22 protein-coding genes are annotated in these 22,781 nt (G+C 37.5%); 17 read left to right on the top strand and 5 right to left on the bottom strand.

What is annotated here, in order from left to right:
• Positions 1-52 precede the first annotated feature (52 nt).
• Positions 53-322, bottom strand: a complete 270-nt coding sequence (locus tag ACQKMV_RS17535; protein WP_427505475.1) for a hypothetical protein — start codon at positions 320-322, stop codon at positions 53-55.
• Positions 323-509: 187 nt separating this feature from the next.
• Between ACQKMV_RS17535 and ACQKMV_RS17530 the strand changes: the two genes are divergently transcribed.
• On the top strand, positions 510-1,388 hold the full coding sequence (locus ACQKMV_RS17530; RefSeq protein WP_427505474.1) for a radical SAM/SPASM domain-containing protein: 879 nt from the start codon (positions 510-512) through the stop codon (positions 1,386-1,388).
• Positions 1,389-1,569: 181 nt separating this feature from the next.
• On the opposite strand, the gene ACQKMV_RS17525 is transcribed toward ACQKMV_RS17530, so the two are convergent.
• Positions 1,570-1,959, bottom strand: coding sequence for a helix-turn-helix domain-containing protein (locus ACQKMV_RS17525; protein WP_427505472.1), 390 nt, complete (start codon positions 1,957-1,959; stop codon positions 1,570-1,572).
• A gap of 213 nt (positions 1,960-2,172) precedes the next feature.
• On the opposite strand from ACQKMV_RS17525, the gene ACQKMV_RS17520 reads away from it, so the two are divergent.
• Positions 2,173-2,805 carry a restriction endonuclease subunit S gene (locus ACQKMV_RS17520; RefSeq protein WP_427505470.1) on the top strand — a complete coding sequence of 211 codons (633 nt, stop codon included), beginning with the start codon at positions 2,173-2,175 and terminating at the stop codon, positions 2,803-2,805.
• Between the two features lie 98 nt (positions 2,806-2,903).
• On the opposite strand, the gene ACQKMV_RS17515 is transcribed toward ACQKMV_RS17520, so the two are convergent.
• On the bottom strand, positions 2,904-4,574 hold the full coding sequence (locus ACQKMV_RS17515) for a ribonuclease J (RefSeq protein WP_427505469.1): 1,671 nt from the start codon (positions 4,572-4,574) through the stop codon (positions 2,904-2,906).
• 209 nt (positions 4,575-4,783) lie between these two features.
• Here ACQKMV_RS17515 and ACQKMV_RS17510 point away from each other — a divergent pair, with 209 nt between their 5' ends.
• The gene (locus ACQKMV_RS17510; protein WP_427505467.1) at positions 4,784-5,548 is read left to right on the top strand and encodes a DUF2935 domain-containing protein; all 765 of its coding nucleotides are present in this window, start codon (positions 4,784-4,786) and stop codon (positions 5,546-5,548) included.
• A gap of 300 nt (positions 5,549-5,848) precedes the next feature.
• On the opposite strand, the gene ACQKMV_RS17505 is transcribed toward ACQKMV_RS17510, so the two are convergent.
• A complete protein-coding gene (locus tag ACQKMV_RS17505; RefSeq protein WP_427505466.1) occupies positions 5,849-6,343 on the bottom strand; it encodes a L,D-transpeptidase family protein in 495 nt (164 codons plus the stop codon).
• Between the two features lie 216 nt (positions 6,344-6,559).
• On the opposite strand from ACQKMV_RS17505, the gene ACQKMV_RS17500 reads away from it, so the two are divergent.
• The 5 genes from ACQKMV_RS17500 to ACQKMV_RS17480 all read left to right on the top strand — a co-directional run bounded on the left by ACQKMV_RS17500 (position 6,560) and on the right by ACQKMV_RS17480 (position 8,263).
• Positions 6,560-6,793: a hypothetical protein gene (locus tag ACQKMV_RS17500; RefSeq protein ID WP_427426558.1), complete on the top strand. Its 234-nt coding sequence runs from the start codon at positions 6,560-6,562 to the stop codon at positions 6,791-6,793.
• Positions 6,794-6,834: 41 nt separating this feature from the next.
• A complete protein-coding gene (locus tag ACQKMV_RS17495) occupies positions 6,835-7,047 on the top strand; it encodes a hypothetical protein (protein WP_427426559.1) in 213 nt (70 codons plus the stop codon).
• Between the two features lie 15 nt (positions 7,048-7,062).
• Positions 7,063-7,260 carry a gamma-type small acid-soluble spore protein gene (locus ACQKMV_RS17490; RefSeq protein ID WP_427505465.1) on the top strand — a complete coding sequence of 66 codons (198 nt, stop codon included), beginning with the start codon at positions 7,063-7,065 and terminating at the stop codon, positions 7,258-7,260.
• 131 nt (positions 7,261-7,391) lie between these two features.
• Complete coding sequence (locus tag ACQKMV_RS17485) at positions 7,392-7,562, top strand: cysteine-rich CWC family protein (RefSeq protein ID WP_427505463.1); 171 nt, start codon at positions 7,392-7,394, stop codon at positions 7,560-7,562.
• Between the two features lie 119 nt (positions 7,563-7,681).
• Entirely contained in the window at positions 7,682-8,263 is a 582-nt protein-coding gene (locus ACQKMV_RS17480) for a DUF305 domain-containing protein (protein WP_427505462.1), read from the top strand.
• An 83-nt stretch (positions 8,264-8,346) separates the two neighbouring features.
• Here ACQKMV_RS17480 and ACQKMV_RS17475 read toward each other — a convergent pair whose 3' ends face one another.
• Positions 8,347-8,937: a metallophosphoesterase family protein gene (locus ACQKMV_RS17475; protein WP_427505461.1), complete on the bottom strand. Its 591-nt coding sequence runs from the start codon at positions 8,935-8,937 to the stop codon at positions 8,347-8,349.
• 251 nt (positions 8,938-9,188) lie between these two features.
• Between ACQKMV_RS17475 and ACQKMV_RS17470 the strand changes: the two genes are divergently transcribed.
• From ACQKMV_RS17470 to ACQKMV_RS17430, 9 genes are all read left to right on the top strand, one after another.
• Positions 9,189-10,685 (top strand): class I adenylate-forming enzyme family protein, encoded by a 1,497-nt coding sequence (locus ACQKMV_RS17470; RefSeq protein WP_427505459.1) that lies wholly within the window; start codon positions 9,189-9,191, stop codon positions 10,683-10,685.
• A gap of 423 nt (positions 10,686-11,108) precedes the next feature.
• Entirely contained in the window at positions 11,109-12,095 is a 987-nt protein-coding gene (locus tag ACQKMV_RS17465) for a C39 family peptidase (protein ID WP_427505458.1), read from the top strand.
• A 121-nt stretch (positions 12,096-12,216) separates the two neighbouring features.
• Positions 12,217-13,446 carry an ATP-grasp domain-containing protein gene (locus ACQKMV_RS17460; RefSeq protein ID WP_427505456.1) on the top strand — a complete coding sequence of 410 codons (1,230 nt, stop codon included), beginning with the start codon at positions 12,217-12,219 and terminating at the stop codon, positions 13,444-13,446.
• Positions 13,446-14,147, top strand: a complete 702-nt coding sequence (locus ACQKMV_RS17455) for an aspartate/glutamate racemase family protein (RefSeq protein WP_427505454.1) — start codon at positions 13,446-13,448, stop codon at positions 14,145-14,147. The genes ACQKMV_RS17460 and ACQKMV_RS17455 overlap by 1 nt, the downstream gene beginning before the upstream one ends.
• Positions 14,148-14,415: 268 nt before the next feature.
• Positions 14,416-15,564, top strand: a complete 1,149-nt coding sequence (locus tag ACQKMV_RS17450; protein WP_427426568.1) for a DEAD/DEAH box helicase — start codon at positions 14,416-14,418, stop codon at positions 15,562-15,564.
• 1 nt (position 15,565) lies between these two features.
• On the top strand, positions 15,566-16,795 hold the full coding sequence (locus ACQKMV_RS17445; RefSeq protein ID WP_427426569.1) for an aminopeptidase: 1,230 nt from the start codon (positions 15,566-15,568) through the stop codon (positions 16,793-16,795).
• A 32-nt stretch (positions 16,796-16,827) separates the two neighbouring features.
• Entirely contained in the window at positions 16,828-17,760 is a 933-nt protein-coding gene (locus tag ACQKMV_RS17440) for an SGNH/GDSL hydrolase family protein (RefSeq protein ID WP_427505453.1), read from the top strand.
• A 591-nt stretch (positions 17,761-18,351) separates the two neighbouring features.
• Positions 18,352-19,509 (top strand): exonuclease SbcCD subunit D, encoded by a 1,158-nt coding sequence (locus tag ACQKMV_RS17435; RefSeq protein ID WP_427505451.1) that lies wholly within the window; start codon positions 18,352-18,354, stop codon positions 19,507-19,509.
• The gene (locus ACQKMV_RS17430) at positions 19,506-22,586 is read left to right on the top strand and encodes an SbcC/MukB-like Walker B domain-containing protein (protein WP_427505450.1); all 3,081 of its coding nucleotides are present in this window, start codon (positions 19,506-19,508) and stop codon (positions 22,584-22,586) included. Before ACQKMV_RS17435 ends, ACQKMV_RS17430 begins: the two co-directional genes overlap by 4 nt.
• Positions 22,587-22,781: the final 195 nt, after the last annotated feature.

Here is a 22,781-nt window from a genome sequence, read left to right as displayed (position 1 = left end):
TGATTCGAAGATGAATGGATATCGCTGTCGATTACTCTGCTGTCTTTTGCTTTTATTCCTTGTTGTCCGCCACTTCATCATTATTGTCACCAGCAATACCGCTTCTGTCGTTTTCATCGGCGAATTGGGAGTTTATATTTCTAGTACTGTCGTTCATGGCATTTTGACCGCCTCGGTTGGCATTAGTACCTACATCCTTATTGATTTGTCCTCCACTTTCAGCCCTTTGATTAAGATGGATTTCTTTATTGCCAATATTAATAGTAAGATTGATGGTAATATGATTTTTAGATGGATCCTTTGAATGTTCATTATCAGGCATAATTTTCACCTCCTTCATTTTAGCATTACTCTTAAGTTATTAATCTTTCTCAAGCATACTTGTTTATGTAGCCCTAAATTGTATAAATAATATGAGAGGATGGAGGCTGAAAAACTGTTCCTTATCGTAAAATTTGTTAAAATGAATAGAGTTTTAATAATTAAAGAACTGGAACGGTGAATCAACGTTGAGAACATTTAAAAAAGTTTATATAGAAATAACGAGTGTCTGTAATTTAGCATGTAGCTTTTGTCCTCCAACGGCTCGTGCAAAGGGACTTATTAAAGTGGAACAATTTAATAAAATATTGGATGAAATACGTCCTCACACGAAATATATTTATTTGCATGTAAAAGGGGAACCGCTTTTACATCCACGTATTGATCAGCTTCTTGACGCAGCACATGAGAAAGGTTTTAAAGTTAATATTACAACGAATGGTACACTGATTAAAAAGAATCGTGAAAAGATATTAGGGAAACCAGCCTTACGCCAAATCAATTTTTCTTTGCATAGTTTCGACGGTCATGAAGGATCGGAAAATCGTGAGAAATATTTAGGGGATATTTTGGATTTTGTGCGTGCTTCAAAAGAATATAATACAATTATTTCATATCGTTTATGGAATTTACAAAGGGATCATGTAACGGATATTGCGGCACGAAGAAATCGTGAAACGCTCGAAATTCTAGAAAATGAATATAATCTTGATTATCGCATCGAAGAAAAAGTGCAACCCGGTAAAGGTGTAAAGATTGCTAATAATATTTATTTAAATCAGGATCATGAATTCAAGTGGCCAAGCTTGCTGGAACCTGAGGATGAAGGAAAAGGCTTTTGCCATGCGCTGCGTAGCCAAGCCGCTATTTTAGTAGATGGTACAGTAGTGCCGTGCTGTCTTGATGGTGAGGGCGTTATTAATTTGGGGAATGTGAACGAAAAATCCTTCACTGATATTGTTCAGGGTGAACGTGCAAATAATATTGTCGACGGATTTTCACGTAGAGAAGCAGTAGAGGAACTGTGTAGAAAATGTGGTTATCGTCAAAAGTTTGGAATGGAATAAAGTGAAGCTTTAATACAGTAATGATGATTTTAATATTATTTACTACGGGCCTAAGGAGCCCATCCAAAATATTGCTAGAAAATATGAAAATAAATATGAGGTGGATATTAGCCGCATTAAAGCAGTGTATCAAGAAATTTCGAAAAATATTTTTTAGCTAGCTGCAAAAACAGCTCCAACGTCATTGACTATTGGAGCTGTTTTTCTTTGATTGTGAATCAATAGTATTTAAAAAATCATTCGTAATGCGTACTACGTATTTCACCTCGTCTAAATTGCGCTCCCTTAATACTGAACGATGTATGTCAAGCACAAGGTTCTTTTCTTCAATATCTGTAACACCAGATAATTTTTGAAAATTAAAAAGCTCCTCAGGCATAATATCTAATGCTTTCATCAGCGATTCTAAAGTGCTTAATGTGATATTAGATTGCCCGTGTTCAATATTTGAGATTCGTCCTTTACTAAAACCTAGTTTCCCCGTTTTTTCTGCTACTTCTTCCTGACTAAGCCCCTTAGATACTCTAATAATACGGAGTTGTTCGCCTACTAGCTTTAAAAAGTCTGACATATGATTCACCTCTAAGTAAAAAGCTAGTGAAAAACATTGAAAATGCCTATACCATTATAGTGGTATAATAGAGATAATGTTACATTAAAATGGTACAATGATTGATAGGTAATTTTATTAAGAGTAAAGACTTATGCAAAAACAGTGTTGATGATTCTTCAGTAGCTTGTTTTAGAGTATCGCTAATTAAGTTAAGGATTGGAGGATTCACGCATGGTGAAGCGTTATCGATTAGATGAAGTTGCTAAAATAGAAGAGGGAAAAATTGTACCGAGGAAAAAGTATTTTACAAACATCGGAGTACCCCTAATTACAGCAGAAAATTTAAAAAAGTTAATGCTAGATGGTGATATTGAACAATTACCAAAAGTTAATGTTACATTTAAAAAACATTTTAAGTGTACACCAGTACCAGCTAAAACCATCATTCTTACTAAAGCGAATTTGAAGGATATCAATAAACATATATATCAATGTGAAAATGAAGTATGTATTGCAAATGATATCGTCGCTATTATTCCAAATGAAACAATTATTTTAAGTGATTATTTATACCATTTTCTCAGGTGGTATCAAATTAAAGAATGGCATCATTTGTACCATATATCCATTGATATTCCGATGAAAGATATCCAACATAATGTGGCGCAAGTTTTAAATACGATTCAACTCTTATTAAAAAAAAGAGAGTCTTTGATGACAGCAGTAGAGGGGTTACCGCAGCATTTTGAAATTTTCTCGAATCAAGTAGACAATCACTCGGAAAGTTTACAACATGGGTTTAGTCAGGCTCAGTATCTTTACAATGATTTGTTACATAAAATTTTCAATGATGAGTATAAATAAGATAAAACGGTCGGTCTTCATCCTGGCTTTACTGGCAGTTAATGCAGGATAAAATAAATTTAGTCGGTGTAAAGGTAACTCCCATTACACCGACTTTTTTAAATTTCGATAATTATAGGTAAAATCATTGGTTTTCTTTTTGTTTGTGAAAATAGATATTGACCGACAGCTCTTTTGATTTCTCTTCTTAAGACATGTATTTGCTGCTTACTTTCATCCTGAAGCTCATTTACCGTTTCTTTGACCAGAATATTTACTTTAGTTAACAGCTCCTCAAAGTTTTTGGCATAAACATAGCCTCGCGAAATTGTATCTGGTTCTGAAATAAAGGCACCATCTACCTTACTAAGCGTTATAACGATAACAAGCATACCATCTTCTGACAGCTGTTTGCGATCACGTAAGACAACTCCTTCGACTTCACCGATACCAATACCGTCGACATACGTATCACCTGAAGGGATTTTACGTGTTTGCCTAGCCATTGAGTTCTCAATATCAACAACATCTCCATTTTTCATAATAAACGTATGCCCTCTTTTGACACCGACGGACTCAGCTAGCAAACGATGCTGATGTAACATACGGAATTCACCATGAATCGGAATGAAAAATTTGGGCTTCATTAGCGTCAGCATTAGTTTTAAATCTTCCTGATGACCATGACCTGAAACGTGCATACCTGTATGACTAGACGAGCCATAAATAACCTTTGCACCTAGCTGGAACAAATTATCAACAATCCGTGAAACACCTTTCTCATTCCCTGGAATAGGGGACGAAGCTAAAATAACTGTATCATCAGGTAGAATTTTTACTTCGCGATGATTTCCACTTGCTAAGCGAGAGAGTGCAGCTAATGGTTCACCCTGACTCCCCGTACATAGTACAACTACTTCTTCAGGTGGAAGGTATTTCACCTCACGTGCATCAATTAACATATCCTCTGGTACGTTTAAATAGCTTCGCTCAAGGGCAACATCTACAACATTCACCATACTACGGCCGAGTAATGCAAGCTTTCTATTTGCAGCAACCGTTGCATTTACAATTTGCTGTATGCGATTAACATTAGAAGCGAAAGTAGAGATAACGATTTTACGCTCGGCGTGTAAAAATGCATCTTCAATATGATTACCAACAAGCTTCTCTGAAGGAGTTAGCCCAGGTCGTTCAGCATTCGTACTTTCAGAGATAAGTACTAGTACACCTTCTGATCCTATCTCAGACATCTTATGAATATCTGCAAACTGATTATTGACAGGCGTTAAATCAAATTTAAAATCCCCAGTGTGTACTACATTTCCTTCAGGGGTATTCATAACGATTCCTAAGCAATCAGGTATACTATGGCTCGTTCTAAAGAAACTAACATCAACTTGTCCGAAATTTAATGATGAATCGGAATGAATTTCTATTAATTCTGTCTCTCTTAAAAGTTTATGCTCTTTCAGCTTTAACTCAATTAATCCAAGAGTAAAACGTGTCGCATAAATAGGAACATTTATTTTTTTTAACATATAAGGGATACCACCTATATGATCCTCGTGTCCATGTGTCACAATTAATGCTTTGATCTTCTCTTTATTTTCCAGTAGGTACGTAATATCAGGAATTATTAAATCGATACCTAGTAAGCTTTCGTCTGGAAACTTAGCGCCACAGTCGATAATTAAAATATCATCCCCATACTGTATTACATACATATTTTTGCCAATCTCATTAATGCCACCTAAGGCGAAAATTGATAATGTGTCTTTTGTGGACAAGCATATCCCCTCCTAAGTTTAAAGGTATTTGGAAGTACCTTTAATGAAAATTGAATTTGTTTTGTTGCTTCAGCATTATGTAGTATAGCTTTAAGCGTTTCATCCTATACGAAAATACAATTTGAGGTTTTACTTTCACTCAGCATTAATATTAGATTTTCAAGAAGAATAGAATAGAGGAACGTATAGAATAAAGGGGATGTGACTGGTTGTCGAATTACTTACAGCATGCGATGTTTGAACATAAGTTTTGGCTAAGGATACTTAAAGATCATTCTCAATTTATTCATGATTCATTGTATTCTTCGGAAACGGAGGACATTAAAAGAGCGAGTTCATTTATTCATCAATTTTCTCAGCTTCTTGCCTATGTTAATTCGATAGATGCCAATAATGCTGTTTCCTTCTCACTTACAGTCGACGAGACTGTAGAACAACTAAAGCAATTTAAATTTTATATCCTTAGAAAGCAATTAACAGGAAATATTAATATTCATCTACCACCTACTTTTATTAATCACATGGTGAATGAACTAGAGGAGTATCAAAATGTACTTAGTTATTTGAAGAAGGGGGAAGTCCCGCCAATCTTTCATGAGCTACATCATCACTTAGTATGGCTTTTAGATGCATCAGGACATGCAGGTATCATTCATGACGATTTGGCTGGTGTAGAAAGAAGATTGAGGCAAAAAAGTACTATCTTTGCTCAACATTTTGAAGAGTTTTATTTAAAAGCAGTCGAGCTTACAGGATATTTGCGTTCAAATATAGACTCATTCCCCGCATTAACTCGCTTTAATCGAGATGTAGATATAGAAATGGAATTATTCAAAACTTTTTTAAGGGAGTTAGAGGAGATGGAGTTAAGTGCAGAAGTATTAGGAACGTTTACAGCTTTAATGGCGGATCATATGCTAAGAGAGGAGCAATACTATTTATCGAAGCTAGCACAATCTAGAGGTGAAGGTTAATTTCACAAAAGAGGTCTCTTTAGCAAAGGCGCTTTCCTGGGGGCGTCAAGCCTCCACTCCAATCAACCACTTCACATAGCGTGTATCTTCGGGCACGTCACCCTGGATGTAGGCATAAGAAGCGATGGCAATCTGAGGTTTTCAGGTTGCCTTTTTTCTTCCGATAAATCCACATAATGTTCCGATAAAATTGGAAAACATTCCGATAAATCCACATAATGTTCCGATAAATCCACATAATGTTCCGATAAAACTAAAAAACATTCCGATAAAATCTTAGGAATGTTTTTAGTCTGAATTTTAAGGATGAATAGAAACGCCGGTACCGATTGGGACAATGCTTGCAAGCTCTTCGACATCATTATTATGCATACGAATACAGCCACGTGAAACGGCATGACCGATTGAACTAGGATTATTCGTTCCATGAATTCCGTAGTGCTCTTTAGATAAACTCATCCACATTGTCCCAAATGGACCACCGGGATTTGGAGCCTTATTAATGATTATAAAATCGCCAGTAGGTGTATCATGTAACATCCTTCCAACCGCAATAGGGTACTGCTTTTGAAGAATATTATCCTTATATAACCGTAGCCATCGATTTTCAGTAGAAATATCTATTCTATAAGGGATTGTATTTGGATTGGGAAATCCAGGTATAACAATTTGTTGTCCTATATAAAGTACATTCGGATCTAACCCAGGATTAGCAGCCATTATGGACGATAACGGAGTACGATAATTTCTAGCTATTTGGGCCAAGGTTTCGCCTGCATTAACTGTATGGATCAAATTTATCACCTCCTATAAAATAAGGCTCATCATCAAAAGTAGGGATGACATTTGTTAAAACATATGCCGTGTATATAAGTTGATGAGGGGCCTAAAATAATTGCTTTAATCCAGGTTATGCCGAAGCTAACTTTAATATATTCATGAGGATAGCAATTGTAGTTAGTTGGATATGATAAGCAGTAACAAACCATATCCAATAATCGAGGAGTTATTATGAAAGAGTTTAAAATTACTTATTTCTTTGATGAAATGCATTATATAAGGAGATTTATCCATAGCGAATCACAGGAAAAAGCAGAGGCATTAGTTCGAAGCGAACGAGATCAATATATATCCTTTACGGATAGTAGAGGGATGTACCACGAGCTGCATACAAGAAATGTTCGGGTCATTCAAATATCTGAATATCATCGCATCGATAAAAGTGCAAAAACGAAAGGCACATAATTTGTTCAACATTGCACATACTTTCTGTAAAGGAGTGAGCAATGATGGACTTAGAAAACATACCTCATAAGAAAAAGGTATTTATGAATTTAGCAAGCAAGAACAAACCAGACATGGTTGAATCAGATACTATAAGTCTTTTCGACTTACACGAAGATATGCAAACCGTTGATTCTATACCGGTTAAGGAGCTCAATAAAAAAGTAGAACGAGAAGGCGATGAATTGATCGAATTGCAGCCTGATGAATTATAGAAAGTAGGGATTTGTATGACTGACCATAATGAAGTTCAGTTTACTTCTGCTGGAACAAATATTAATGAAGTAAAAAGAAACAATGCAGAAGGTGGTTTATCTTACAATGAAGTGAAAAAGCTGCTAGCCCAAAGAGGTGGGGTTGGTACGGAAATATATAGTGATACAGATGTCGAAGAAGTAAAACAACAGATTCAATGGAAAAATCAATAAGCTATTTGGAGAGGAGTATGAAATTAAGTACTCCTCTATTTTAATCTGAAAAGCGCGATTAAGATGAAAAAATCACTGATTAAAACTTCACTTTATTTTACAATGTAAAGTAAATGTAAGGAGGTATACGAATGGAGGAAAAACGTTGTCCGTTATGTGGACAAGAAAATCATTGTGGGGTAGTAAATGGGCAAAAAGATTGCTGGTGTATGACGGAGAGTTTTCCTAAAGAAATTCTTGAAGAAGTACCTAAAGAGCAATGTATTTGTCAAAAGTGCTTGAATACATATGAAAAAGATTGATCGTTTATTTTAGGTCTTAAACTTCAATTGTTGTCACGAAATAATAGAGATCAGTTGGTACAATTGTCTACCGCACAACAACCTATCGGACATATATTACTCTGAAAGGAGTGTGTCTAATGGCTAAACCAATTGTACTCAGTAATGTTACACAGGCTTATTTAGCGGAATACCAAAGGATTCTCGACAAAATGATTCAGGGCATGACCTATGTAACAATTACATGTAGCATTTCAGAAAATTTTATTAAGCAAATTTTACCGCACCAAGTAGCTGCTATTAAAATGTCAGAAAATGTTTTGCGATACACAACAAATATACTTGTACAAGAACTTGCATTAGAAATAATAGAAACAAGTACAGAGACTGTTGAATGTCTAGAAGCGATACAAAATAGATGCTGTATTGTGCAAAATTCAGAATATGAATTGTACGAATATATGTGCGCATATAAAGAAATTACTGAAGCTATGTTCAAGGCAATGAGCTTACCACCAGTTTCCAATAACATTAATATAAACTATCTTCGAGAGATGATTGTTCACCATCAGGGAGGAGTTCGACTTGCACAAAACGTTTTAAGGTTCTGTATTTGCCAAGAATTAATACCAATCCTTAAAAATATGATTCAAACGATGTGCGATCGAATTTGCGATATGGAAAAATTACTTGATGCTATACAAGATTGTGAAAATTGCTAGTTAGGTGAAAAAACGCTAGAATCGAAATCGATTTTAGCGTTTTTTTTTCGCATGTAGACTTGCGTAAATCTTAAAAACGAACCTTAATTGACAGAAGGAGCGCACATAAATGTTACTGTTCGTTTATCACTATCGTAAAGACACCACTCACGGTGATCAACAACTGATCCAACATTGATGCAGTACTGCTTTTCTTGTAATGCGATTGGTTGGCCAAAGCGAATAGGAATAGATAACTTTTTATTGTGATGATAAAGACCTGATTCATGACTATGTCCGAAGAAAAGAAGCGGTTTTTTGAATGGCGGAAATGTTGGCTGCCATGTCACACTCCATTGAAATTGATGTCCATGCATAAGTGTTGCTCCAACAATCTCCATTGTTTCAGGTAGCTCTGTAAACCGTTCGATGCCAGTTACACGTGTAATACGCTCCTCTTGATTGCCACGAATAGAGGGGAATGTTAGTAAATTTTCAAAATCATTTTTCACTATTGCAGCTTTTTGTAATGGTAAACCCGACATTGTTTGTGCCTTTTTCTTACTTACAGTACATTCATATAAATCACCTAATCCCAATATCTTTGCATCCGTCGCAGTTTGCTGAATATGGGTAAGAACTGCCTTAGTATCTTCAATATTAGAATGTAAATCTCCTAAAAGTGCGTACAGCATTTTAATCCGGCCTTTCCTCAAAATCATTATGCAAATATCATACACCTAACAGAAATTGATAGAAAAGTAAAATGTATTAGTATATTTAGTTACATATTGGTCATATTTTCGAATGTGTAGAAAAATTGCCAACTTATTTATAGCTTGATAAAATATAATCATAATTTTCTGAAATTTGTTAATAGTTTTATCTTTTTTGATGATTCTACAAGATATCAGGATTATGAAAATTAAAAATTGGGGGGCTTATGATGACGATGTTAATGACAGACATTCTACAAAATTATGCTATGCAGCAACCAAGTGGGATTGCAACGGTATACGATGGGACAAAGCTAACCTATAGTGAATTTTATAAAAGTGCAGAAAAATTCGCAGCATATTTACAAGAGCAAGGCTTTGAAAAAAATGATGTAATTGCATTATATACGCTCAATTCAGATTTATTTTTAATCGCTTATATCGGTGTTCAATTAGCAGGCTATGTTGTTATGCCTATTAATACAAAATTAGCAGCTCCAGAAGTCGAATTTATTTTTAATCATTCAGAGGCTAGAGGACTTATTTATGATGAAAGGTTAGAGGATGTACTCGCAACTATTGCATATCCATTTCAACATATAATAGGGCTCAAAGAAATGAAAGAGGTAACTGAGAACTATACTGGCCAAAGAAAAGCTGTTAAGTTGGAGCCTCATGATACAGCAGTTGTTATGTATACTTCTGGTACGACGGGTAAACCAAAAGGAGTTATGTTAACGCATCAAAATATTGTATCAGCTGCGGATATATGGTCCTCATCAATGGATATGACCAATGAGGATAGAATGTTTATTTGTACACCTTTATTTCATTGTGCAGGGCTTCATGTATTTGCGATGCCGATGTTTTATAAAGGTGGTGCTGTTGTTATAGAAGAGGCTTTTTCTTCAACAAATACAATAGAACAGCTTGCCTCAACAGCTGCGACAATTTTCTTTGGAGTTCCGTCAATGTATACAATTATTTTAAATACACCTGACTTTAAGGAACATACATTTAAAAATTTACGTTTATTATGTTATGGGGCAGCACCGATGCCTTATGAGCTTGTTAAGCAAGTGAAAGAGACATTCCCTAATGTGAAAGTACAAAACTTGTATGGACAAACTGAAAATTCTCCTGCGGCCACTTCCCTTTTAGATGCTGATGCATTGACAAAGATTGGATCAGTAGGAAAACCATTAGCACAAACAGACGTCCGTGTTGTTGATAGCTTTGGAGAAACTGTGCCAGCGGGTGAGGTAGGAGAAATTTGTGTCAAAGGACCACAAGTAATGAAAGGTTATTTACGTAATCCTGAGGAAACAGCTAGAGCAATTAAAGATGGCTGGCTTTATTCAGGAGATTTAGGACGTTTTGATAAAGAGGGCTATCTCTATATTGTAGATCGTAAAAAGGATATGATCATTCGAGGTGGCGAAAATATTTACCCTATCGAGGTAGAAGAGGTTTTATATCAACTGCCAGAAATTTTAGAAGCAGCTGTTGTAGGTTTACCACATGAAGTATATGGCGAAGTTCCGAAAGCATTTGTCGTACTGAAGGAAGGGAAGTCTTCCGATGAAGAGGTGATTTTGGCTTATTGTCGGACTCAGCTTGCAAAATATAAAGTGCCACATGAAATTGAATTTTTAGTAGAATTGCCACGTAATGCTTCTGGTAAAGTGTTGAAGCATACGTTACGACCAAGAGTAAGCATGCCATGAACTAAGTGTATAAAAGTGAAACTCGAAATCAAAAAAACTCGATTAGGCGTTGACTGATGGGCTATACTTCACATCTAAAGGGTGAATGAAGAGCAATAATGCCTCGGCATTATTGCGTCTGGGAGGCTTTAGACAAACAAATGTTTTTTGTGCGAAAGCGTGTGCTAACGTAGCGGCAGCAACAAATGTTTTTTGTGCGAAAGCGTAGTGTTAACGCAGCGGCACGAGGTTGGCCACTCAGAAGTTTTCACAGGATGTGAAGTTCTTAGTCTGAGTTCCTCTATTTCAGCGGATGTTCGGACTACCGCTGAAAGAAGTTAAAATAGGAACGTCTATGAAATTAGCGTATAATAGAGTCTACGACAAATTGAAATAATAGAATTGAAGTTATTGTCTTCAAACAAGATAGGAGCGGAATTTGTCTTGTGGACGAGGTATAAACGCCTTTTACTAATAGGTATTATGATAATCATGCTACTTTCGAGTTGCAATCCGTTTTCGCATCAGGAAACGCAAAACAAAGAATTAACAGTGTTAACGGTAGAGTTTAATAGTGGTGCACCCATACCTAAACTTTATATAACTGCTACAGATGTAGAGACGGGTAAGGTAGTGGAGGATGCAGTTGGCTCTGAAGAGGGCGAAGCAACATTTTCGAAGCTTATCGAGGGACGTAAATATGTTATGGCAGCAACTACGCTTGAAAATAGTACGAAAAACGATGGTTATACGACTATCGAAAATTTTACATATGATGCGACAAAGCCTTATTATCGATTGGAAACACATTTTTCTAGGGACGAGCAAGAGCTGGATGTACCAGTTGTTATGCAAAATCCAGAATTACCACATGGCTGTGAAATAACATCGTTAACGGCTGTATTAAATTATTATGGGCTAGATGTTACGAAGCTGGAAATGGCTGATAACTATTTACCGAAGCAAACAATAAGTATTGTAGACGGACAACGATTTGGTCCGAATCCGGCACAGGCTTTTGCGGGTAATCCTCGTGATAAGGCACACGGAATGTATGTCTTTGCAGCTCCGATTGTCAAAGCAGCAGAGGCAGTAATAGCAGATAAACAGGCTGACTTACGAGTGACAAATAAGAGTGGCGCTTCGCAGGATGAAATATTACAGCTTGTTCGGGAGGGAGTCCCTGTTGTGACATGGGTTACATTGGATTTATCAGAGCCAAAAAGAAATTTAGATAAGGGCTGGATCTATGAAGGTGAAACAGTGCCACATGAAGCGTATATGAACTTGCACGCTGTTGTTTTAACCGGGCATTTAGGCGATAAAGTAGTTGTCATGGACCCATTAAAAGGTTTTGTCACTTATAACGTGGATCAGTTTTTTAAAAGCTATGAAGATTTAGGTGAACAAGCTGTAGCCGTTCATAAATGATTCAAAGAAGAGTTATAAGGAGTACAAGGAAAGTATGTTACACTTGTAAAAAAGGCTCGTCACTGGGGATGAATCCTACGTTATATGAGAGCCTAATAAAAGCTAAAGTGAGTTGAGTAGAATGGCCATTGAGCACGCTTTTTTACCGGTTTTATTAGGAGATGAAATGAATGCTTACGGCATGGCAAGAGCATTTTACGAGTCCTATGGCGTTAAACCACTTGCATTAAATCATACGAATATGGAGAAAATACAGCAAAGTGATTTATTAACATTTCGTGAAGTTCAAAGACTCCATATTGAAGAACGTTTTGTCGTTGCGTTAAAGGCAATTGCAGAAGAATTTGCAGGTAAAAAATTGCTTTTATTAGCCTGCGATGAATTTTATGTAAAAAAAATTGTGCAGCATAAAGAGGAGCTAGCAAAATATTTTGTCGTGCCTTATGTGGATGAAAAACTTGCTAACGAGCTATTAACACGTGAGAGCATGTATGAACTTTGTGCGAAATTCGGCTTTCACTATCCGGCAATGCATGTTTGCACCGTCAATGATTATGAGGAATTTGACATCCCTTTTGAATATCCAGTTGTCATTAAACCATTGAATATGACAAAGTATGCTGCATGTATTTTTCCAGGTAAGAAAAAAGTGTATATTGCAAAAGATAACGACGAAAAGGATGCTATTTTCCATGCCATTTATAAGGAATCGGCATACCGAGATGACTTAATGGTACAGCACTATATTCCTGGCGAAGATGCTCATATGTGCGTCGTAAATGCTTATGTTGGGCAAGATAGTAAAGTAAAGCTACTTTCTGTAGGTAACCCAATTTTAGAGGAGCATTCTCCAGAGGGGATTGGTCGCTATGTAGCCATCATGACAGCATACGATAAAGACTTAATGGATCGCGTGAAATTGTTTCTAGAGGAAATACGATTCCAAGGCTTTGCTACGTTTGATATGAAGTATGATGAACGTGATGGTCAATATAAGTTATTAAGTATTGAATTACATAATGAACTTTCAAATTATTATGTGACAGCAAGTGGCTATAATTTAATGCAATATGTTGCGGATGATTTTATCCGTGAGAGCAAGCAACAGCTAACATATGTTCAGAACAAGCATCTTTGGACGATTGTGCCAAACGGTGTCCTCTTTAAATATGTACAAAATGAACAGCTTGTGATTGAAGCGAAAAGCCTTATTCGCCAAGGATTGGCTACGGATTCCATCTTTAATTATAAGGATATGAATGCAAAGCGATGGTTGAATATAACGCTAGATAATTTAAGTTTTTATCGCAAGTATAAGAAATATTTTAACAACAAAGGTCTGTCAAACTAATGAAAAAACAAACTTTAGGTATAATTGGTGGCGTTGGTCCACTTGCAACGATGTTTATCGGTGAAATGATTGTAAGACGTACGAAGGCAACGAAGGATCAGGAGCATCTACATACAATCATTGATAATGATACAAATATCCCTGATCGTACTGCCTTTATTTTAGATAGTACAAAAGAAGATCCTGTACCGGTGATAGTCGCAGATGCAAAAAAGCTTGCTTCTGTTGGAGCAGATATGATTGCTATTCCATGTAATACGGCACATACTTTTTATGATGAGATTGTTGAAGGGTCTCCAGTTCCTGTATTACATATGATAAGGGAAACAGCAAAGCGTGCCTCTGATTTAGGTGCAGAGCGTGTAGGCATTTTAGCGACAACGGGTACATTAACCTCACGTATGTATCAAGATGCGTTAGAGGAATTTGGTATAACACCAGTTGTTCCAGACGATGTGATGAAAGAAAAAGTGATGTCTATTATTTATGATTATGTAAAGGCTGGAAAGGATGTCTCTCAGGAGGATTGGCAGCCGATAGAAGAGGCAATGCTCGCACTTAATTGTGATCGTATCGTATTAGGATGTACAGAATTATCTATCGTCAATCGAGATTTAAAATTAAGTGACAAATATATCGACTCATTAATCGTTTTAGCAGAACGTGCTATATTAGCATGTGGCTATGAAATAGTAGATTAACAATTGAATGAACGAAATAAAAATCTGTTCGCTTTTCGCAGGTAAGTTGTAAACCTTCAAAGAAGCTCAAGTGTCAATGAGGGCTTGAAGGCTGACCAATCCCGTGATGAGACGTGCAGATTTTTTTATCTACATACTCAAATTTCGTTAGGGGAGATTAAGAAAGCGACATTTTTGAAACGATTATACAAAGGTTTACGTACATATGAAGTAGGAAAATGATTAGTGTGTTAAACTAGTGTCAAGCAGATAGAAGGTGGGAAATTACATGTCAGTAATAAATTTATTAAATGAAGATGTACAAGCAAAATGGAAATTTGAAGAGCCGATGAAAATTCAAGAAGAAATGATTCCAGCAATGCTTGACGGCAAAGATATTGTAGCTGAATCGCCTACAGGATCGGGGAAGACTTTGGCTTATGTACTTCCTTTACTAAATAAAGTAAACGGTTCAAAAAAACAAACGCAAGGACTTATTGTAGCCCCATCACAGGAGCTAGCAATGCAAATTGTAGAGGTTATTCGTGAATGGACAGCAGGTTCTGATATTACGGTTCAACAACTAATTGGTGGTGCAAACTCTGCACGTCAAATCGAAAAGTTAAAGAAAAAACCGACGATAGTTGTAGGAACACCTGGTCGATTAAATGAATTAGCACGTGCTGGAAAGTTAAAGCTAAAAGAAGTTGAAACAGTTATTTTAGATGAGTGTGATCAGTTACTTAGTCGTGAATACCGTGTTGTAGTAAAATCCTTTATCGAAGGTTCAGCATATGGGCGACAAGTAGTTGTTGTGTCGGCAACAATTACGGAGGAAATTGAATTAGTAGCTAGTCGCATGATGTTCGAGCCAGTACGCTTCAAAATTAAACCTGAGGATATGTTAAAGGTGGGTAAAGTTGTACACTCTTTCGTGAAAGTAGAGGAGCGAGATAAAACTGATTTCCTACGCAGACTTTCACATACGGAAGGATTACGTGCACTTGCTTTCGTCAACAATATAGATCAATTGCTGATGAAGGAAACGAAATTACAATACCGTTCGGCACCGATTGTGACATTACATTCTGACATGAAGAAGGAAGAACGTAAAAAGGCGTTAGATGCATTCCGTAAAGGTGATGCGCGTATTTTAATTGCTACAGATATTGCAGCACGTGGTTTAGATATTGAAGGTTTAACACATGTTATTCATGTAGATGTCCCAAGAACAATTGAGCAGTATTTGCATCGTTCTGGTCGTACAGGTCGTGCTGGAGCAGATGGTGAAGTACTAACGTTATTATCTTATCGTGATGAAAAAACTTATAAAAAATGGACAAGAGAAATTTCTGCGAAACCTGTACAGAAAGTCTGGCATGAAGGCAAGCTAGTGGAGGGTAATTCAAAAACAATTGGACAAAAGCGAGGTAAATAATATGACTTTTGAAGAAAAATTACAAGCATATGCAGAACTTGCGGTAAAAGTTGGTGTCAATATTCAACCAGGGCAATACTTATTAGTCAACACATCAGTGGATGCACTGGATTTCGCCCGTTTAGTTGTGAAAGAAGCTTATAAAGCTGGAGCAGGACGTGTTCATGTTAACTTTTCAGATGATGAAATGGATCGTGCTTATTTTGAGCATGCCTCAGATGAAGAATTTAATCGTTTTCCAGAATGGGTAGTCAAAATGCGTGAAGAGTTGATCGAACGTAAAGGAGCACTATTATGGATTGATGCTTCAGACCCTGATAATTTAACAGGTATTTCAACAGATCGTCTAGCTACCCATCAAAAGGTATCAGGAGCTGCTCTGAAAAACTATCGCAACGCCGTAATGAAGGATTTAATAGCTTGGTCGATCGTTGCCGTCCCTTCACCAAAGTGGGCATCGAAGGTATTCCCGAACTTAGCAGCTGAGGAACAAGTACCAGCATTATGGGAGGCCATTTTTAAAACTGTTCGTATCGGTGAAGGCAATGCTGTTGAAAACTGGCGTGAACACGTAGTAAATTTAGAATCTCGTGCGGCCCTACTGAACAGTAAAAAATATGCAAAGCTTCACTATACAGCGCCAGGTACTGATTTAACAATTGCATTAGCGCCACAGCATAAATGGCTAACTGGTGGTAGCAAAACGCCAGATGATACGATCTTTATTGCGAATATGCCTACAGAAGAGGTTTATACGTTACCGATGAAACAAGGTGTAAATGGCTATGTGAGCAATACAAAGCCATTAGTTTATCAAGGGAATATTATTGATGGCTTTAAACTGACATTTGAAGAAGGAAAGATTATTAAGGCTGAAGCACAGGTAGGACATGATTTATTACAGGAACTTATTAATGTAGATGAAGGCTCTTGCTATTTAGGTGAGGTAGCACTTGTACCGCATGAATCACCAATTTCAGCATCAGAGATTTTATATTTTAATACATTGTTTGATGAAAATGCATCGAACCATTTAGCGATTGGCGAGGCTTATCCAACTTGCTTAGAGGGTGGAAGAGATTTAGAGAACGGCCAGCTTGAAGCGTTAGGTGCAAATATTTCAGTAACACATGAGGACTTTATGATTGGCAGCGGTGAAATGGACATTGACGGTATTTTACCAGATGGAACTGTAGAGCCAATTTTCCGCAAAGGTAGCTGGGCATTTTAAGATTCTTCATGTGATGAAAGGAGTTTTAGCAGATGAAACGATTACTTAGCTTAATTGGTACAGCAATACTTATGATGGCATTTGGTGTTTCATCTGCTTTTGCTCAGACTGAAAACTACCTGTCGATTGGAGACTCCTTGGCGGCTGGTCAAACACCTCATCAACAGATTGATACAGGCTACAGTGATTTAATCGCCATGAGATTGGGGATGACTGGGCAAATGAGTTTCTATACAAAGGAGCTCGCTTTCCCAGGCTATACAACAGCTGATGTCTTGAAACGAGTTAAATCTGAGGAAGCAAGTGACTTACTAGCAAATGCAACACTTATTACTGTTTCGGCAGGTGCCAACGATTTACTGCGTCTAGTGCAGGTCAATCCGGCTGCCGGTACATTAGCCTTTTCACAACTACAAACGGATTATGCATTAAACGTTGCCAGAAAAAATATGGCGGAGATTTTAGAAGAATTAAAAGTGCGAGCACCTAAAGCAAAGATCTATGTAATGGGCTATTACTTTGCATATCCAAGTGTTCACGCTACGCAAAAAGAAGGAACAAATGCACAGCTTGTGAAGCTAAATACGATTTTAAAGCAACAGGCAGAGCATGCTGGAGCAGCTTATGTAGATGTGTATGGTGTATTTGGGTTAAACGCAATAAACTTTTTACCAAATATCGCTGATGTACATCCAAATTTTGAAGGCTATCGCCAAATGGCAAATGCATTTTTAAAGGAATATAGTGGAAGTAATGCTCTAGCTATTTCTTCAAACGAACTGCCAAAGCCTAACCCCATATCATTTGAGCAGATTTTAGAACAACTGTTGAAGGTGGAGCAGAAACAAGAAGAAAAAGAAAAAGAAAAGCCAACTCCTACGGCACGTACCATTCAAGGTTTCAAAGGATACGCCGCTTTTATGGAGAAGGTAAGAGCGAAACGTTTTAATCATAATTATTTGTAACAGGGCATCGACAGTGATGCTCTTTTTTTATATTGAAGATATATCAAAATATAAGCGACGGAAAGAATCCCATGAACGACGGATAGAATCCTCTGAGCGACGGAAAGAATCCCATGAACGACGGATAGAATCCTCTGAGCGACGGAAAGAACCCCATGAACGACGGATAGAATCCTCTGAGCGACGGAAAGAACTGAAGCGACGGAAAGAATTGTCGGAGCGACGGAAAGAATCCCAGGAACGACGGAAAGAATTGTCGAAGCGACGGAAAGAATCCCAGGAACGACGGAAAGAATTGTCGAAGCGACGGAAAGAATCCTCAGAGCGACGGAAAGAACTGAAGCGACGGAAAGAATCGCCGAAGCGACGGAAAGGGTTGTCGAAGCGACGGATTGAACCCTCGAAGCGACGGATTGAACCCTCGAAGCGACGGATTGAACCCTCAGAGCGACGGATAGAATCGCCGAAGTGATGGATACCCCGACACCTCAGCTCTCCACATTATGATGAGGAACCTTTATCAAACTAATAAAAGGAAAAACAATCAATCTATCAGCCGTGATAAAATGAAATAGACAGGAGGCGCAAAGAATGAAAATATTTCATACAGCAGATTGGCATTTAGGGAAGCTTGTACAAGGCGTCTATATGACGGAGGATCAACAATATATTTTACAGCAATTTATGCTAGCTATTGATGAGGAAAAACCGGATGTAATCGTAATAGCAGGTGATTTATATGACCGTTCAATGCCCCCGATTGAGGCAGTGAATTTACTAAATGATATTTTGGCGGAAATTGTGCTTGATAAAAAAATCCCTGTGTTAGCAGTTGCCGGGAACCACGATAGTGCTGGTCGATTGAACTTTGGCAGTAGTTTAATGAGTGATAGTGGATTACATATTAAAGGCCAATTTACGAAAGATCATGCACCGATAGTTTTACGTGATGAGTACGGCGAAGTACATTTTCATCTCGTACCATATGCAGAGCCGGCTTCGGTACGGACTATTTTAGAGGATGATTCCATTCGTTCTCATCAAGATTCGATGGAAAAAATTATCGAACTTATTGGGCAAAATTTAGATACTACAAAGCGTAATGTTTTTGTTGGACATGCCTTTGTGACGAAGTATGGGGAAGAGGAAGCGAATACGAGTGATTCAGAGCGACCTTTATCAATAGGAGGCTCGGATTGTATAAATGCAGCATTGTTTAAGCCTTTTAATTACACAGCACTAGGACATTTGCATAAAGCGCATTTTGTGTTGAATGAAACGATTCGATATGCTGGCTCTCCATGTAAGTATTCATTATCTGAACACTTACATGAGAAGGGCTTTTTAATAGTTGAGTTAGATGCACAGGGAGAAATCACTGTTACAAAAAGAAAGCTTATAGCGAGACGAGATTTACGTGTGGTAGAGGGTTTAATGGATGATTTATTGCAATTACCACCTAGTGATGATTATGTATTTGTGCGTTTAACAGATACTACGCCAGTAACTTCGCCCATGGAACGTATTCGTACAGTGTTTCCTCATGCGATGCATGTTGAGCGTAAAGTAATACGCCAAGAAGCACCACATGAAATTCAAGTAGTTGAGACAGAGAATATAGAAGACATCGATTTATTCCGATCATTTTTTACAGATATAATTGGCGTACAGCCAGATCAAGATACAGAGCGTCTATTTACAGAGATGCTACAAGAATTATTAGATGAGGAGCGAGAGACAGTAAAATGAAGCCTTTAAAGTTAACGATTACTGCATTCGGCCCCTATAAAAATACAGAGGTTATTGATTTTCAACAGCTAGGAGAACATCGCCTATTTGCGATTTCCGGAAAAACAGGTGCGGGGAAAACGACCATTTTTGATGCTATATGCTATGCACTTTACGGAGCGGGTAGCGGTGAAGATCGTCAGGATACGGCCATGCTACGAAGCGGGTTTGCAGATGATGATGTGTATACTGCCGTTGAACTCGTTTTTGAAATGCATGATAGGGTCTATCAAATTTTACGTCAGCCTGGCCATATTAAAGAAAAAAACAAAAGTATTACTGGTAAGAAAATTGAAATGGCTGAAATAAAAGGAGACATGCTTGATTACAGTATTGTAGAAAAGCAACAAACGCTTGAGGTAGATAAAAAGCTACAGGAAATAATAGGCCTTACCAAGGATCAGTTTAGTCAAATTGTTATGCTGCCACAAGGTGAATTTCGCAAGTTGTTAACCTCAGATTCTACGAATAAAGAAGTTATTTTGCGTAAAATTTTTAAAACAGATCGCTTTGGTGCTATGACAAAAAGACTTGATGCGAAACGAAAAGAAGCAGAAAGTGATTTACTGCGTGCTAAACAATTAAAAGAGCATCTTCTTGGTCAAATTGCGGGGGCTTTACCACAGCGTTCATCATCTTTATTTACTTGCATTACTACTAATACTGAAAATATGCATCAGTTGAAGAAGGCTCTGGAAGAGGAGCAGACCCATTATACTGAATGTATACAATTGGAACAGCAGCGCTATAAAGAAGCTTATGCGCATCATCAAAAAGAACAAGAATATTACAGTATGGCGAAAACACTGAATGAACAATTTGATGAGCAAACTAATCGTCAGAATCGCCTACAAGTATTGCTACAAGAACAAGATATATATAGCGCAAAAGAACGTGAAATTGCATTAGCGGAGAAAGCGGAGCGTCTTGTTATACTTGAGCAACAATGCATTGATTTACGTGCTGAGCAAAATCGTAAAGAACAATCCTATCAGCAAGAAATTACAGAGCAGCAAAACGCAGAGGCTCAGTTAAAAATAGCACAAGAAAAGTTTAACGTTGAAGAGGCGAAAGAACCTGAACGTCAACACGTTCTACAACAGGAATTACAGCTGCAAGCATTATTACCGACATTCGAGGCGTATGAGAATAATTTGCAGCAAATGCAAATAGCTGAACAATATGTTGCAACAGCAAAGCTAGCAGTAGAGGATAATAGTAAAATTGTAGAAAAAGGACAATTGCAATTTCAGCAACTAATAAAAACAATTGAACAATATGAAAAACAACTTGAGCCATATGAGGGTTACTTAGAACAGCTACCGAAGCTAAAAGAGCAAGTATCTTTACTAGCGCAAGTTGAAAAATACACTAGAGCAGTAGAGATTGGTGAGCAGGATGTAGCCACTACTAATGTTCACTATCAAGAAAGTAAGCAGGCTCTTCAAAAACTTGAACAGCAATGGATTGCGAGTCAGGCAAGTATTTTAGCACAGCAGCTTAAGGATGGAGATCCTTGCCCAGTGTGTGGTAGTACAACGCATCTCGAAACACATCGTGAGCAATTAGAGATGATCGAATTAGCGCAGGTGGAAGCTTTACGAGGAAAGGCTACTACTGATGAGCGCAAGTTTTTAGAGAAAGAGGCTTTCTTGAATTCTACAAAGCATCTTCTACAAGAGGCGCTAGAACAGTTAGAGACGAATGAGATTGATCAATCGAATCAGGCACAAATTGTAGCTTCCTTGCAAAACGTAGAGCAACAAATAACAATTTTAAAAGTAGTGAGCAATCAATTGTCTGATATACGTATGCAACAAAAGGATCATCGCACACGAATGGAGCAGCTACAAGAAAAGCAAATAAAACTAGAGCAATACTTAGCTGAGAAGACGAAGGAATTGACTAAGCAACAAGCAATTGTGGAGGAGCAGCAAAAGCATATTCCAGAAAATCTTACGACGCTACAAGCATTGAAGCAGGCGATTGCTGATATCGGTTCACAAAAGGTAGCTTTACAAACTGCGTGGAATATCAGCCAACAAAGCCTGCAATCTGCCAAAGAAGCAGCAAATAATACTAGAATGGCGATAGAAATAGCGAAACAGGCTTTTGAGGAATTAAAGCTAAAAATGGATGAAAAACGCGAGCAATTTTCAGTAAGTATGAAGGAAGCAGGCTTTGAAAGCTATGAAGAATTTGCTGCTGGGAAGCGAAGTATAGTGCAAATAGAAGCTTTACGGAAGGCATGCAGTGATTATGCACTACAAATTCACACATTACAGGTGCAAATTGCTGAGGGTGAAAAGCATCTTAAAGGGCAAGAAAAACAAGATTTAACGGCAATGGAAGAAAAGTTAGAGATGCTTCGTGTCACATATGAGGAAGCCTTTAAAGTATTGCAACAAATGGAAGGATTTGCGAAGGCTTGTGCAGACTTTATCGAAAAAGTTGAGGGGACCGAACAGGAGATTCGTTTACTTGAAAAAGAGGCGGGACGGGTGAAGGAACTGTATGCAATGCTAAATGGGCAGAATGAGAAAAAGCTGTCCTTTGAGCGTTATATTCAAATTAATTATTTAGATAAAATTACAGAGGCAGCAAATGTCCGGCTTTATCATCTATCCAACGGTCAGTTTGAACTACGACGTTCAGATCGCTTAGAAAAGCATGCCAAGCAAAGTGGGCTTGGGCTAGATGTGTATGATGCCTATACGGATCAATTACGAGATGTGAAAACATTATCAGGGGGAGAAAAGTTTAATGCGTCTTTAAGTCTTGCCCTTGGTATGGCAGATGTCATTCAAAGTTTTCAAGGTAATATCCGCATTGAAACGATGTTTATTGATGAGGGCTTTGGTTCTCTCGATGAAGAAGCGTTAAATAAGGCGATTGATACGCTTATTGATTTACAAGATTCTGGGCGTATGATTGGAGTCATTTCTCATGTTGCAGAGTTAAAAGCTACAATGCCAGCTGTGTTGCATGTGGAAAAAGCGATGAACGGTCAAAGTCAAACATATTTTGAAGTGAAATAAAAAAAGAGGCGTGTTTCCATTGTGTGGAAATACGCCTCTTTTTCATTTTTTAGTTACGTTAGGATTTGTTCCTTTCTTTGCAGCGATTACTTTTTTTACAATGGGGATAGCGATAGGTGCTAATTTTACTGCGACTTTGATTACTTTAGATACTTTCACAAATAACAGCTCCTTTTAGTACTAGCTGTTCAAGGT

The organism is Lysinibacillus sp. NPDC094403 (assembly GCF_050278745.1).
Classification (GTDB): domain Bacteria; phylum Bacillota; class Bacilli; order Bacillales_A; family Planococcaceae; genus Lysinibacillus.
Note: the sequence above shows the minus strand (reverse complement) of the source record. Positions and strands in the feature narration are given on the sequence as shown.